Genomic DNA, 13529 nt, shown 5'->3' on the forward strand with positions numbered 1-13529 from the left:
GCGCTTACCTCATTGGGAGATGACTGCGTGAACTACTTCGGCCAGCGCGGAGGCGGTTTCCGCATCATCCGTCAGCGCGTCCACTATAGACGCACGGCAGGCCTCTGCCTCAGGCAATCCCGCCACAATTAGCCGCGCCGCCACGACCAGCAGGCGGGTGCTTACGGTTTCCTCAAGGTCCTGATCGGTCAGGCGTCGCAAGGCGGTGGCCAGTTTGACCAGGCGCGTGCTCACAATGGCGTCGGCACCAGACTCAGCCTCGATGATGCGGCGCTCAATCTCGGGTTCCGGGTAATTGAACACCAGGGCCACGAAACGCTGGCGCGTACTGGGCTTGAGGTTTTTCAGCAGATTCTGGTAGCCGGGGTTGTAGGAGACGACCAGCATGAATTCGGGCGAGGCCTGCAACTCCTCTCCCGTGCGCTCTATGGGCAGCACCCGCCGATCGTCCGCCAACGGATGGAGAACCACCGTGGTGTCCTTGCGCGCCTCAACCACTTCGTCTAGGTAGCAAATGGCGCCCGTTCGAACCGCACGTGCCAAAGGACCATCGTTCCAGACAGTATTGCCGTCACCAATCAGGTAGCGACCAACCAGGTCGGCTGCGGTAAGGTCATCATGACAGCTCACCGTAATGAGCGGGCGCTGCAAACGCGCCGCCATATGCTCTACGAAGCGCGTCTTGCCGCACCCCGTAGGGCCCTTCAGCAGCACCGGCAATTTTTGCCGATAAGCGTGTTCGAAAAGCCGACACTCGCCGGACTGCTCCGCGTAAAACGGAATAGAGGGCGCTGTAGGAAATGATTCGGTGCGGTACATCGCGTTCATAAGAAACTCGAAATCAGACGCCAGACCTGACGAACTTGGAAACCAATCCAAATCCGTCAGGGGGTGTTTGGGTCACTCGTACCTGTGCAGGCGCTGCGCCGGACTGGGCATGGCGCCGCCCCGACGCTGGCCGAAGGTCTCCTCGGCTGGAGCACCGCCGATGAAGAAGCTCCACACGTACATGATCAGTCCAAGTACAAAGGTCACGCCACCCCACAGGCGCATCCAGTAAAAGAACATGATCTGGTCCTGGGTTGCCATGAAGGACATAGCCCCCTCCGTAGGCATGCGCTGCAGCCAAACCTGCAGGATCCCGCCGCCGGTGAGCGCCATTACCATCACACCCATGCCAATGCTCATGACCCAGAATGACCACATCTCTACCGACTGCGCCTTGTAGCTATTGGCCACCCGACCTCGCAAGGTCGGCATGGCGTAGCTGATGAGTGCAATCACCACCAGTACGTAGGCCCCATAAAACGCCAGGTGACCGTGGGAGGCAGTGATCTGCGTGCCGTGAGTGTAGTAATTGACAAAGCTGAGCGTGTGCATGAAGCCCCACACACCGGCACCCAGGAAACCCATGACCGCACAGCCCACAGCCCACAGCACTGCGGCCTGGTTGGCATGATCGCGCCTGCGACGCTGAACCATGCGAAATGCGAACATCGTCATTAGGAAGAACGGAATGGGCTCAAGTGATGAGAAGATGTTCCCCACCAGATGCCAGTAGCCTGGCAAGCCAATGAAGTAGTAATGGTGAGCCGTGCCCAAAATACCGGTGAACAGGGCAAATGCAATGATCACATAGATCCATTTGTCCACCACTTCACGGTCTACGCCTGTGGTCTTGATCAGCACGTACGCCAGCAGCGCAGCCATGATCAGTTCCCACACGCCCTCCACCCAGAGGTGAACAACCCACCACCAGTACATCTTGTCACGCACCAGGTTGTGCGGGTTGACGAATGCAAACAGGAAGAGCAGCGCCAAGCCCCAAAGCCCCAGCAGCAACACGGTCGTGATGGTCGTCTTGCGACCCTTGAGGTAGGTCATGCTGATGTTGAACAGCATAGCCAACGCGACAATCACAATGCCTACTTTTGTTGGCAAGGGCTGCTCAAGGAATTCCCGCCCCATGGTGGCCAGAAGGTTGTTGCCCGTCAACTCCGCCAAGCGAGCGTAGGGCAGCAGTAAATAACCCAAAATGGTCAGCGCACCAGCGACCAGGAATACCCAGAACGTCAGGAGCGCCAGTTTGGGCGAATACAGCTCGGTTTCGGCCTCTTCCGGCACCATGTAGTACGCCGCACCCATGAAGCCAAAGAGTAGCCACACGATGAGCAGGTTGGTGTGCACCATGCGTGCAATATTGAAGGGTATCGCCGGGAACAGGAAGTCACCGTAGATGTACTGGATGCCCATGACCAGACCGAACACGATCTGACCGATGAACAAGCCAATGGCAGCGATGAAGTAAGGCTTCGACACCGCCTGCGACTGATACTTGAGAGTAGCTATGTGGCTCATGGTTTTTCTCCTCAGTCGGGCTCAGCCTTCGATGTTTGGGGGCCATTTTTCGGCATTGATGTTGCCCGTCCACTTCAAAAACTGGACTAGATCTTCAAGTTGCTGATCATTCAGATTGAAGTTCGGCATCTGGCGTCGCCCCGGCACGCCCGTCGGCTGCGACTGCATCCATGCCTTGATGAAGGCACCTCCGGAGGCATCTCCTCCGCGGCGCTGGTACACGTTGCCCAGCTCAGGAGCGAAGTAGGCCCCCTCTCCAAGGATGGTGTGGCATCCCACACAGTTGTTTTGTTCCCATACGGCTTTTCCGCGTACTACGGAATCCGTCAAGGCCGCCTGGTTGGAGCGTTCCGGAATTCTCCGCTCGCTGTCGAAAACGAGCCCCAAAAACACCAATATGAAAAATAACGACCCACCGTAGAAGATGTTGCGCGCCATCTCCTTGGTGAACCCGCCTGTTGCGCCGGTACTCATAATTGGACTCCTCCTATGGGTTTAAAACTCTACCGAGGGTAGAAGGCTAGGTTGACGGCGTCCTTGAAGCAAGTCAAGGCTAGTGAGATAGTAGTAACCCTAGTGATTTAGTGGGGTTTTGCGGGTAGGGGCTCTGTGTCGGGAGTCTGTCGTTCAATGCAGTCCCTACACTCAAACATCCACAGGGAACGCGCACCGAGTCGGACCACAAGGTAAGGCCATCATGTCGCGCGTCGTGCAGCAGACACAGCAGCCCTCGCGCAAAGAATATGTGCAGGCTCTGAGGGACTGAGAAAATGGAGAGGCACGCAGCCCCCCAGCCTAGATCCGGATCTAGTGTCCTGAGTTGTAAGTTCGTTGAAAAAACAAATCTGCCGAAATCGGTGTCAGGCAAGGAACAAAACGCAGTGATACCGAGTGGTATCGCGAGGCTTTGTGACGCAGCATGGCGGCGATTGTCGGTGGATTTGTTCAACGAATTTGCAATTCAGGACACTAGCCTGGGGGACGAGAACTTACTCAGCCTCGCCCGTTATAGCCGCCAACATGGCGGGCGAGCCTTGCAATGCAGCGCGCTGCATCATGTGCTTCACAGCGCGCAGACCACCCAGTTCCTCTCCACCGCCTGCGCGACCAGGGCCGCCGTGTTTGAGAAAAGGAAGCGCTGATCCGTGGCCTGTAGACTCTGGCGCTGCCGTGCGGTCTAGAACTTGCAGGCGGCCGTGGAGCATGGCCATTTGCGGAATAGCCTTTGCAGCCACTTCGGCGCTCTTTGTCACCAAGGTGCCGGCCAGACTTCCCCTGCCCTTGGCAGCCAGCGCAACGGCATCTTCAATACCACCACTGTAGGTCATGAGCGTGCTCACCGGGCCGAACGCTTCGACATCATGAGCAGCATGATTTTGCGCCTCGCGCGCCAACAGCAGCGTGGGCTGGAAGAACGCGCCGTTTTCAACGCCCTCGCCTAGCAGCGCAAAACCTTCACCACCACCGAACACCACTTCGGCGCCCTGGCGCAACGTGGCTACGCGATCACCCACATCCTGCTGTTGGGATTTGGAGGCCAGCGCACCCATGCGCACGTTCTCCAGCCTGGGGTCTCCCACCGTGGTCTTGGCAAGGCGCTCCTTGAGCTTGGTAGCCACAGCATCCACGTGCTGAGCCGGAACAATGGCGCGGCGGATGGCCGTGCATTTCTGACCAGCCTTCTGGGTCATTTCGCGGGCTACCTCTTTGACGAAGAGATCGAACTCTTCGTCGTCGGGAGTGACATCAGGCGCCAGAACAGCGCAATTAAGAGAATCTGCCTCTGCATTGAAAGGAATGCTGTGCTTCACCAGATTTGGCGAGACCCGCAACTTGGCCGCTGTGTCGGCCGAACCAGTGAAGGTCACTACGTCAGACACATCCAGACGATCCAGCAGATCCCCGGTGCTCCCAATCACGAGTTGCAGTGCACCTTCAGGCAAGATGCCTGAGTCATTGATCAAACGCACGAGTTTTTCCGTGAGGAAGCTGGTGGCGGTAGCTGGCTTGCCAATGCTGGGCATGCCAGCGAGGAAAGTAGGGGCAAATTTTTCGAGCAAGCCCCAAACAGGGAAGTTGAACGCGTTGATGTGCACCGCCACTCCGCCACGCGGCACCAGGACGTGCGTACCCGCAAACACTCCAGTCTTGCCAAGCGACATCTGGGCCCCTTCATGCCAGAGGTTGCCGCTCTTGGGGAGTTCCTTGGCCATGCTGGCGTAGGCAAACAGGGTGCCAGTGCCGCCCTCTATATCCACCCAGCCATCAGTCCGAGTGGCACCGGTGTGAACGGAAAGCTCATACATTTCTTCCTTGCGCTCGCCCAAATACTTGGCTAACGCCTTCAGCGCTGCGGCGCGCTGCTGAAAATCCATGCCCAACATGGCCGGCAAGCCGACCTTGCGCGCATGATCAAGCGCCTCACCAAAATCAATCGCCTCTTCATGGGTATGAGCGATGACGTGGTTGTCAATGGCACTGCGCAACGCCTGCGCGGGTTGTGCGCCGACCCAGCGGCCGGCAATGTAGCTCTGCAATTGAGGTGTCGTCATGAGATATTCCCGGAAAATTGCGTCAAAAATACGAACGTACGGCGAGGAAGTCGTCAACTGTACCGCTTATGAAAATCCCGCCCAAGCAGTGACCATTACCGGACAGTACACATCACGGGCGCTCCAAAACCCTGCTCACGATCTGAGCACCCTACTATGCATTCAGGTGTCGAATGCCCTCTGTCCTGTTGGAGCGGCTTTAGCCGCGATAAGCTTTTCGCGACTAAGGCCGAACCTACGAGCAGCCAGAGGTCCCTGAATAAAACAGCATTGGGTCTAAGCAGCCTTCTGACCGCCCACACCCAAATACGTTTCAATGACCCTGCGGTCGTGCAACAGGTCGCCTGCGTCTCCTTGCAAAGCCACGGCCCCCATCTCCAGCACATAGCCACGATCGGCCACTTGCAGTGCGGCACGCGCGTTTTGTTCAACGAGAAGAACTGACACCCCCAGGCTTCGCAGCAATGCGACGATGTTGAGTACCTCACGAACAATGAGCGGCGCCAAGCCTAGCGACGGCTCGTCCAGCATCAAGAGCTTCGGACGCGACATCAGCGCGCGGCCAATGGCCAGCATCTGGCGCTCGCCGCCCGAAAGCGTCGAAGCCATTTGCGCCCGCCGTTCTTCCAGACGCGGGAACATCTTGAACACCTCGGACATGCGCTCTTTCTGATCCCGCTGACCACGGCGCCAGCGCGCAAATCCACCCAGCAGAAGATTGTCTTCGACCGACATTTCGCCGAAAAGCTCGCGCTTCTCAGGCACCAGACCCACACCCGAGGCGACCATGGCCTCCACGGTGGGGCGGGCAAGGCGCTTGCCCGACAGGGTCAGCGACCCCGTGGAAGGCAGCAAGCCCATGGTGGCGTTGAGCAACGTTGACTTTCCCGCACCATTAGGCCCGATCACGGTGACGATCTCGCCCTCACCTACCGTCAGCGCGACTTGGTGCACAGCTTCTACCGGTCCATAACAGACCGAAAAACCTTCAAGCTCGAGCAATGGTTTGGTCATACGGCTCCTCCTGGGATGTCTCCACCCAGATAAGCAGCCATGACCCTCGGGTCGGCCTGCACCTGTGCCGGCGTGCCTGCGGAAATGACAGTGCCAAACTCAAGCACCGTGATGCGGTCGGCCAGATTCATGACAAATTCCATATCGTGTTCGACGACCAAAATGGCCAGCCCCTCGGCACGCAACTGTGTCAGCAAAGCAGCCAGCGACTGCTTTTCCAGGTGGCGCAAACCAGCCGCCGGTTCGTCGAGCAGCAACACGGCCGGTTGACTGGCCAGCGCACGCGCAATTTCGACGATGCGCTGCTGCCCTAGGGGCAACGAGGCTGCGGGCGTATCAACATACTCAATCAGTCCGCAACGCTCGATCTGCCGGCGAGCCTCGGCCAGCAAGGCCGCCTCTTCCTGACGATCGAGGCGCAGCATGGCCGCCAGCCAGCCGCGCTGGCCTCTCAGATGAGCGCCCAGCGCCACGTTTTCCAGAACGCTGCGCTGCCCCAGCAGACGCACATGTTGAAAGGTACGACCCAGACCCAACGCAGCAAAAGCACGCGACGGCTTGCCTTTCATGGCTTGCCCCATCAGCTTCACGCTACCTGACGTGGGGTCGTCCACGCCAGAGATCATGTTGAAGAACGTGCTCTTGCCGGCGCCGTTGGGGCCAATCAGCGCGTGGACTTCTCCACTTTTGACGGTCAGGTTGACGGCATTGTTGGCGATCAGACCTGAAAAGCGTTTGGTGACCTCATCGGCTTCCAACACCACTTCCCCCGGCTGGGGCAAGCTCCGACGCGCCAGTTCTAGCGGTGCCGCAGCGCTTGTCTTTGCCGGTACGGGTTTGAGAAATCGCCGCGTCCAAACGGCCAGCAAAGGCCAGAGGCCTTCAGCAGCGCGCTGCAACACCAGCAACATCAACAAGCCGAACACGATCACTTCGAAGTTACCGCTGGCCCCTAGAAGCTTGGGCAGAAGATCCTGCAATTGCTCTTTGAGCAGGGTAATAAGCGTGGCGCCCAGTACTGCTCCCCAAAGGTAGCCAGAACCGCCCACCACCGCCATGAAGAGGTACTCAATGCCGATATTGATGTTGAACGGCGTTGGGTTGACGAAACGCTGCAGATGGGCATAAAGCCAGCCTGAAACAGATGCCAACAGGGCTGCCAACACGAAAAGCTTGATCCGCTGGCGGGCGGTGTCGACCCCCATCGACTCAGCCATGACACGCCCTGTCTTCAGGGAACGGATGGCGCGGCCTTCCCGCGAATCGAGCAGGTTGTGCAAGCTCCAAATGCCGAACAGCAGCACGGCCCAGATCAAAATCCCCAACACTCGGGGTGAGGTCAGATCCAACCCAAAGATCGTCAACGGGGGCACACCGGTAATACCGGTGAACCCGCCCAGCACCTGAAGGTTGCCAAACATGTAGTAAAGGCTCAAGCCCCAGGCAATGGTGCCCAGCGGCAAGTAGTGTCCGGAGAGGCGTAGCGTGACCGCTCCCAGACCCCAGGCAATGAAGGCCGTGACCGCAAGCCCCAGTATCAGGCCGAGCCACGGCAGCAGCCCTGGGGGCAGCGCGGACAATGCTTGCTGAGCAGCTGGAGAAGTGCAGATCCAGGCCGTGGCATATGCGCCCAGTCCAACGAAAGCAGCTTGTCCGAACGAGGTCATGCCGCCAACGCCAGTCAGCAGGACAAGCCCGACGGCCACCATCGAATACAGCCCGATGTAGTTAAGCAGAGTGAGGGTGAACGGCGGCAGGAAGGGCCATATGAGCGCCAGTAGCGCGATGCCAATCAGGGTTAAGTGGCGAGAAGTCATTCCTCGTCCTCCACGTGATGCGTGTGAAGCGAACGCCACCACAACACTGGGATGATGAGGGTGAACACCAATACCTCCTTGAATGCGCTGGCCCAGAAAGATGCGAAAGATTCGAGCTGACCCACCAGCAAAGCGCCAAGCACGGCAAGCGGATAGCTCGACAAGCCTCCAAAAATAGCTGCGACGAACCCCTTCAGGCCAATGATGAAGCCGGTGTCGTAGTAGATGGTGGTGATGGGTGCGATCAAGATGCCGCACACCGCGCCGATCAGGCCGGCCAGCGCAAAGCTCAAGTCACCCGAGAGTTCGGTGGGAATGCCCATCAGCCGCGCGCCCACACGGTTCATGGCGGTGGCGCGAAGCGCCTTGCCAATGATCGACCGCTCAAAGAACAGGAACATGACCGCCACCAGAATGGCCACTGCGGCGACCACCACCAGGGACTGGCCAGTAATGGGGATGCCTCCGACCTCCCAGCGGGCGTCTGAATAGGCGGCTGTGCGGGAACCCTCCGCACCGAAGAAATAAAGCCCCAACCCGACGAGCACACCATGCAATGCCACCGATACGATCAGCAAAATCAGCACCGTGGCGTGTGCCAGGGGTCTGAAGGCCAGGCGATACAGCAATGGCCCCATCGGCGTGATCAGCGCCAGCACGGCGAGTGTCTGACCAAATTGTGAGGTCGGTTTGAGTCCCCATATGAGGGCGAGCGCGATCGCGGGCAAGCCCACAGCCCAAAAGCCCGTGGACCACCAGTCGACATGTGTGCCGCGCATGTGGCGCCAGACTTCGACCACCAGCGTCAAGGCGGAAAGCGCCAGCAGCAACCAGATCACAGCAGGTGCGTGTCCGGCCTGCAGGGCAGCCATGGAAAGAGCCGCATAGGCGACGAACTCGCCCTGCGGAATAAAAATTACGCGCGTAACTGAAAATACCAGCACCAGCGCAAGCGCCATGAGCGCATAGATCGCGCCATTGACCACGCCATCTTGCGCCAGCATCAGGGCGATTTGCAAATCCATCGATTGTTCTTGGTTGGGCAGCGGCGTTTCAGTGTTTAGAAACGCCGCTGCGGGCAAATTTGACCAAACCGAGACTCGGCTCGGTCACCCATGCAGCAAATTATCAGGGTTGGTACACCCATTTACCATTCTGGATCGTGACCATGACACGGGCACGCTGGTCGAGACCAAGGTGGTCATTGGCCGACATATTGAAGATACCGTGTGCACCCGCAACTTCCTTGACGCTCTCCAGAGCATCGCGCAAAGCAGCGCGGAACGCTGGGGTGCCAGGCTTGGCGGTCTTCAGTGCGACAGGAATGGCACTAGCCAGAAGCTGGCCGGCATCCCAGGCATGGCCGCCGAAGGTAGAAACGCTGCCTTTTCCGTACGCGTTCTCGTAGGCTTGAATGTAGGCCAGCGCGGATTTGCGAACGGGGTTGGCGGCGGGCAATTGATCGGCCACCAGCACAGGGCCGGCAGGCAGCAGCGTGCCTTCTACATCCTTGCCGCCCACGCGCAGGAAGTCGGCATTGGCAATGCCGTGCGTCTGGTAAATTTTGCCGGTGTAACCGCGCTCCTTGAGCGTTTTTTGTGGCAAAGCCGCTGGCGTGCCTGAACCTGCGATCAGTACGGCATCAGGTTTGGCGCCCATGAGCTTCAAGATCTGGCCGGTGACCGCCGTGTCAGTACGCGAGAAGCGCTCGTTCCCAACCAACTTGATTTTCTTGATATCAAGTGCCTTGACGGTTTCGCGGTACCAGCCTTCGCCGTAAGCATCGGAAAAGCCGATGAAGCCGACCGTCTTGATGCCGGCTTTTTCCATGTGCTCAGCGATCGCGAGTGCCATCATGATGTCGTTTTGCGGCGTCTTGAACACCCAGCGCTTCTTCGCATCCATAGGCTCGATGATGGCTGCTGAGGCAGCCAGAGTGACCATAGGCATCTGCGCTTCTGCGACGACATCGATCATGGCCAGCGAGGCTGGGGTGGTGGAGGAGCCGACGACCACATCGACATTGCGTTCAGAGATAAGCTTGCGCGTGTTGGTGACGGCTGCTGTGGTGTCGGAAGCGTCATCCAGGATGACGTAGTTCACAGCCTGGCCTCCCAGGGTCTTGGGTAGCAGCGCGAAAGTGTTTTTCTCAGGGATGCCCAACGAGGCCGCTGGCCCGGTTGCCGAAACAGTGACTCCGATGGTCACTTGCGCGGCTGCCACCATAGGCAGGCAGGCCAGTAGAACAGACAGAACGTTCTTCTTGATGTTCACAGCGAGACACTCCTTGAAAATAGGGAAACATGAGTCTCGGCCAACCACTGCCAGAGTGCGCAGAATTAACCGACCGATCGGTCGACAATTGTAATGAGGCATACCCCCCGCATCGGGCCTGAAATACCTAGTGAATACCCGAAGGTCGAGCAAAAAAAACCCGAAAATCGGGCACAAAATGCTCAACCTATCACGCGCGCAAGCGTGAGCAAAACCAGCAACAGAAGCCATAGGGCGACCATTCGCCACACTAGCCCCACCACTTGTGCGAGGTGGGCAGATTCAGGCTCGTGGCCAGGCAAACCTTTGCCGCCCAGTGAGTCCTGCGCTCCCGCGGATTGCGCAGACAGCTCAGAAGTTGCTGGCCGCAGCACTGCCCCACCCAAGCGCACCCCGATTGCGCCCGAGGTGGCCGAGAGAATGACCCCGTCGTTGCCGTCGGCAAAGGCGCTGGCATAGTTGCGCCAAGCATCAATAGCGTCTTCGAAGCTGCCCACAATGGCAAAACCGAGTGCCGTCATGCGGGCCGGCAGCCAATCTATGACATGCCACGCTCGAACCGCCCCTTCTTGCAGGGCCGGACTGACCGGGTGGTCTGCGGCCTGAGCCTTGCGACACCAAAATGTGGCCGCGATCAGGGCGCCTCGGTAGAACACGGCGCCAGCGGGTCCGAACCCTAACATGGCAAAAATGCAGAACCAGGCCAGCACACCAAACACATGGCGATGCGCAGCCAGTACTGAATATTCAATGACGTGGCGGACAATTTCCGCGCGCGGCAGCCGGCTCGCATCTACCTGCTGCCAGAAGGCCAGCAATTCACGCGCACGCTCTTCATTGCCGGCTTCCAGCGCATCGCGGATGCCTGTGAAATGATGGCTGAATTGCCGGAACCCGAGCGTAAGATACAGAACGGCTACGCTCCATACCAAGGCCAGGGGCCAACCGCCCAGCCACATCAGCAGCCAGTGAAGCCCCAACACAAAAGCCGTAGGGACACCGACTGCCAGGGTCCAGGCCAACCAAGCATGGTGAGCGCCTCCCGCGTCAACGCTACCCCCTACCCAATGCACCCAACGACGCATCCCCGCCGTCGCCGGATTTCCCGGGCCGAGGGGGCGCACCTGCTCCAGCAGCAAGGCGATGACGATCGCGAAAAGGGCCATGAGTAAATGATATATCCCCCAGGGGTGCTAAATACTCACAAGTAAGTCGCACCAAGGTGCTAGGGCCAGAAGAGGGCCCGCTACGGCCTAAGCAGAGAGGAATCTGTAGAAATTACGCAACATTCCAGCCGTGGCACCCCAGATGAAACGCTCCACCGTTCGCTGCTCGGAAGGCGCCGACTCTCCAGCAGAAGGATCCACCAGAGTCTCGGCATAAGGCATGGAAAACCATTCGCGCGCCTGCCCCTCCCATTCGAGGCGATGACGCCGATGATGCGCAGGATTCATCAAGAACGCGAGGGGCACCTCGAAGGCGTGGGCTACCTCATTTGCATTCGGATGGAGGACAAAGCCCTCCCGAACCAGCCCGACTACAGGCGTCACGATGAACTGCGTGCCTGTGACATAAATGGGTAACTGACCAACGATTTCGATGAAATCCGACGTCAATCCGACCTCCTCGTCGGTCTCGCGCAGTGCTGCCGCCACTACATCGGCATCGCCAGGGTCTACCCTGCCCCCCGGAAAGGCGACTTGCCCGGAATGAGTGGACAGATGCATGGTGCGCTCAGTCAACAACACAGACAGCCCCCCTCACGCTCAACCAACGGCACCAGCACCGCAGCCGGCGCCGGCGGGCGGTCTTCAAATTTTGGCTCGAACCGCACCTCTGGCTGCCAGTCTGGCGGCGACCTGAAGCGCTGCCTCAACCCCTCGGAAGTGAGACGCCCTGGCGGCACTGCCGGCAAGTGCGCATCAATTCCAGTCACAGGAACCCTGCGCGGATCAAAATTCGGAATTTTGGATAAAGATGGAATCGCCATGGACTGCGATATTGTGCAGCATGAGACTCACCCCCAGCACGCATGAATTCATACTCTCTGCGAGGCGCTTCGCAACAAGCCTAGAACCGTTTTTTAGGATCAGGCCCGATAGGCAGAAAAAAACCGCCTGGGTGGACACCACAGGCGGTTTTCTTGAGGGATCTTGCTGATCAGGCGGCGCTGGCAGCAGGAGCCTTGATGCGGTTAGGCAATTTTTCCTTGATGCGAGCCGACTTGCCGCTGCGATCACGCAGGTAGTACAGCTTGGCACGACGGACATCACCGCGGCGCTTGACTTCAATGGCGGCGATCAGCGGGCTGTAGGTCTGGAACGTACGCTCCACGCCTTCGCCACTGGAGATCTTGCGAACGGTGAAACCACTGTTGAGGCCACGATTACGCTTGGCGATCACAACGCCTTCGTAAGCCTGCACACGCTTGCGCGTGCCTTCAACAACGTTCACGCTGACGATCACGGTGTCGCCAGGAGCAAACTCGGGAATTTTCTTGCCGAGGCGCTCGATTTCCTCTTTTTCGAGGGTTTCAATCAAGTTCATTGGTTTTCCTATCTCGATCTTACGCGCGCTACACAAAAGGCGGCTTTATAGGCTGATAACCCAAAGCGCCGCGGCCGGAAGAGGATCGAAAAGCTTTTGATTATAGCCTGTGTTGCTCAATCTTCGTCAACAAGCAACGCCAGTTGAGAATTCTAATCGGTAGTACGGAGCTGAAAAGCCGCGAGCGCCGCCTCATCGGCGGTACCCAAACGCCCTTCGGCGCGAGCATGTTTAATGAGATCGGGGCGGTGGCGCGCGGTAATCTCGACGCTCCGGTCTCGCCGCCAGCGCTCAATCTGTGCGTGATGGCCTGAAAGCAGAGGCGGTGGTACAGGCTGACCCTGCCAGACTTCTGGCCGAGTGTAATGCGGACAATCCAGCAAGCCGTCGAGTGCGGGGTTGAAACTGTCCAGCTGATGACTGCCTTCATCATTCAGTACGCCCGGCTGCAGGCGGGCCACGGCATCAAGCAGCGCCAGTGCGGCGATCTCACCGCCCGAAAGAACAAAATCGCCCAAGCTGATCTGCAGATCGACATGGGAGTCGATAAAACGCTGATCAATGCCCTCGTAGCGTCCACAGATCAAAATGGCGCCAGTGCTCTTGGCCCAGCGCTCCACGGCGGCATGGTGCAGCACCTCGCCGATGGGCGAAAACAAAACTACTGGTGCGCAATGGCCCTCCCCGTCTTCAGCGTTGTCACCATCCGACGCAGCGTTCACGCGGTCGGCACGCACGGCATTCAGGCAGCGCAGCAAAGGTTCTGCCATCATCACCATTCCCGGACCACCACCAAAGGGTCGATCATCCACGCGCCGATAATTTCCCTCGGCATGGTCTCGCGGATTCCATAGCTTCAGCTTCACCAGGCCACCGGAATAGGCTCGGCGGTTGATACCCGCCTCCTGAAATGGAGCAAACAGTTCAGGAAACAGGGTAATGACATCAAAGCGCATGGTGCGCAGCC

The 13529-nt window shown here is 58.6% G+C and carries 10 protein-coding genes and 2 pseudogenes; all 12 read right to left on the bottom strand.

The features are described 5' to 3' along the window. Positions 1-9: 9 nt before the first annotated feature. A complete protein-coding gene (locus tag AAAK34_RS13415) occupies positions 10-828 on the bottom strand; it encodes a CbbQ/NirQ/NorQ/GpvN family protein (protein ID WP_431777376.1) in 819 nt (272 codons plus the stop codon). A 72-nt stretch (positions 829-900) separates the two neighbouring features. Beyond that, positions 901-2358 (bottom strand): cbb3-type cytochrome c oxidase subunit I, encoded by a 1458-nt coding sequence (locus tag AAAK34_RS13420; protein WP_231695956.1) that lies wholly within the window; start codon positions 2356-2358, stop codon positions 901-903. A 21-nt stretch (positions 2359-2379) separates the two neighbouring features. Then, positions 2380-2832, bottom strand: coding sequence for a c-type cytochrome (locus AAAK34_RS13425; protein WP_231695955.1), 453 nt, complete (start codon positions 2830-2832; stop codon positions 2380-2382). Between the two features lie 524 nt (positions 2833-3356). Next, positions 3357-4910, bottom strand: a pseudogene (gene paaZ / locus AAAK34_RS13430) (phenylacetic acid degradation bifunctional protein PaaZ); the annotation flags it as partial. A 276-nt stretch (positions 4911-5186) separates the two neighbouring features. Beyond that, a complete protein-coding gene (locus AAAK34_RS13435; RefSeq protein ID WP_231695954.1) occupies positions 5187-5924 on the bottom strand; it encodes an ABC transporter ATP-binding protein in 738 nt (245 codons plus the stop codon). Further along, on the bottom strand, positions 5921-7741 hold the full coding sequence (locus tag AAAK34_RS13440; RefSeq protein ID WP_231695953.1) for a branched-chain amino acid ABC transporter ATP-binding protein/permease: 1821 nt from the start codon (positions 7739-7741) through the stop codon (positions 5921-5923). Before AAAK34_RS13440 ends, AAAK34_RS13435 begins: the two co-directional genes overlap by 4 nt. Then, a complete protein-coding gene (locus tag AAAK34_RS13445; RefSeq protein ID WP_231695952.1) occupies positions 7738-8766 on the bottom strand; it encodes a branched-chain amino acid ABC transporter permease in 1029 nt (342 codons plus the stop codon). The genes AAAK34_RS13440 and AAAK34_RS13445 overlap by 4 nt, the downstream gene beginning before the upstream one ends. A 103-nt stretch (positions 8767-8869) precedes the next feature. Continuing rightward, on the bottom strand, positions 8870-9967 hold the full coding sequence (locus tag AAAK34_RS13450) for an ABC transporter substrate-binding protein (RefSeq protein ID WP_231695951.1): 1098 nt from the start codon (positions 9965-9967) through the stop codon (positions 8870-8872). 230 nt (positions 9968-10197) lie between these two features. Then, positions 10198-11181 carry a CobD/CbiB family protein gene (locus tag AAAK34_RS13455; RefSeq protein ID WP_231695950.1) on the bottom strand — a complete coding sequence of 328 codons (984 nt, stop codon included), beginning with the start codon at positions 11179-11181 and terminating at the stop codon, positions 10198-10200. A gap of 87 nt (positions 11182-11268) precedes the next feature. Continuing rightward, positions 11269-12005, bottom strand: a pseudogene (locus AAAK34_RS13460) (NUDIX hydrolase). Between the two features lie 170 nt (positions 12006-12175). Further along, positions 12176-12562 (bottom strand): 50S ribosomal protein L19, encoded by a 387-nt coding sequence (gene rplS / locus AAAK34_RS13465; protein WP_231695948.1) that lies wholly within the window; start codon positions 12560-12562, stop codon positions 12176-12178. A gap of 152 nt (positions 12563-12714) precedes the next feature. Next, positions 12715-13518: a tRNA (guanosine(37)-N1)-methyltransferase TrmD gene (gene trmD, locus AAAK34_RS13470; RefSeq protein ID WP_231695947.1), complete on the bottom strand. Its 804-nt coding sequence runs from the start codon at positions 13516-13518 to the stop codon at positions 12715-12717. Between the last annotated feature and the right edge of the window lie 11 nt (positions 13519-13529).

Origin of the sequence: Ottowia caeni, assembly GCF_050821495.1 — a bacterium.
Lineage (GTDB): Bacteria > Pseudomonadota > Gammaproteobacteria > Burkholderiales > Burkholderiaceae_C > Ottowia > Ottowia caeni.

Excerpts from the sequence above, each read along its gene's own strand:
- trmD (WP_231695947.1), bottom strand. The coding sequence starts at position 13,518 with ATGCGCTTTGATGTCATTACCCTGTTTCCTGAACTGTTTGCTCCATTT.
- AAAK34_RS13445 (WP_231695952.1), bottom strand. The coding sequence starts at position 8,766 with ATGGATTTGCAAATCGCCCTGATGCTGGCGCAAGATGGCGTGGTCAAT.
- AAAK34_RS13440 (WP_231695953.1), bottom strand. The coding sequence starts at position 7,741 with ATGACTTCTCGCCACTTAACCCTGATTGGCATCGCGCTACTGGCGCTC.
- AAAK34_RS13435 (WP_231695954.1), bottom strand. The coding sequence starts at position 5,924 with ATGACCAAACCATTGCTCGAGCTTGAAGGTTTTTCGGTCTGTTATGGA.
- AAAK34_RS13420 (WP_231695956.1), bottom strand. The coding sequence starts at position 2,358 with ATGAGCCACATAGCTACTCTCAAGTATCAGTCGCAGGCGGTGTCGAAG.
- AAAK34_RS13455 (WP_231695950.1), bottom strand. The coding sequence starts at position 11,181 with ATGGCCCTTTTCGCGATCGTCATCGCCTTGCTGCTGGAGCAGGTGCGC.
- AAAK34_RS13425 (WP_231695955.1), bottom strand. The coding sequence starts at position 2,832 with ATGAGTACCGGCGCAACAGGCGGGTTCACCAAGGAGATGGCGCGCAAC.
- rplS (WP_231695948.1), bottom strand. The coding sequence starts at position 12,562 with ATGAACTTGATTGAAACCCTCGAAAAAGAGGAAATCGAGCGCCTCGGC.
- AAAK34_RS13450 (WP_231695951.1), bottom strand. The coding sequence starts at position 9,967 with ATGGTGGCAGCCGCGCAAGTGACCATCGGAGTCACTGTTTCGGCAACC.
- AAAK34_RS13415 (WP_431777376.1), bottom strand. The coding sequence starts at position 828 with ATGAACGCGATGTACCGCACCGAATCATTTCCTACAGCGCCCTCTATT.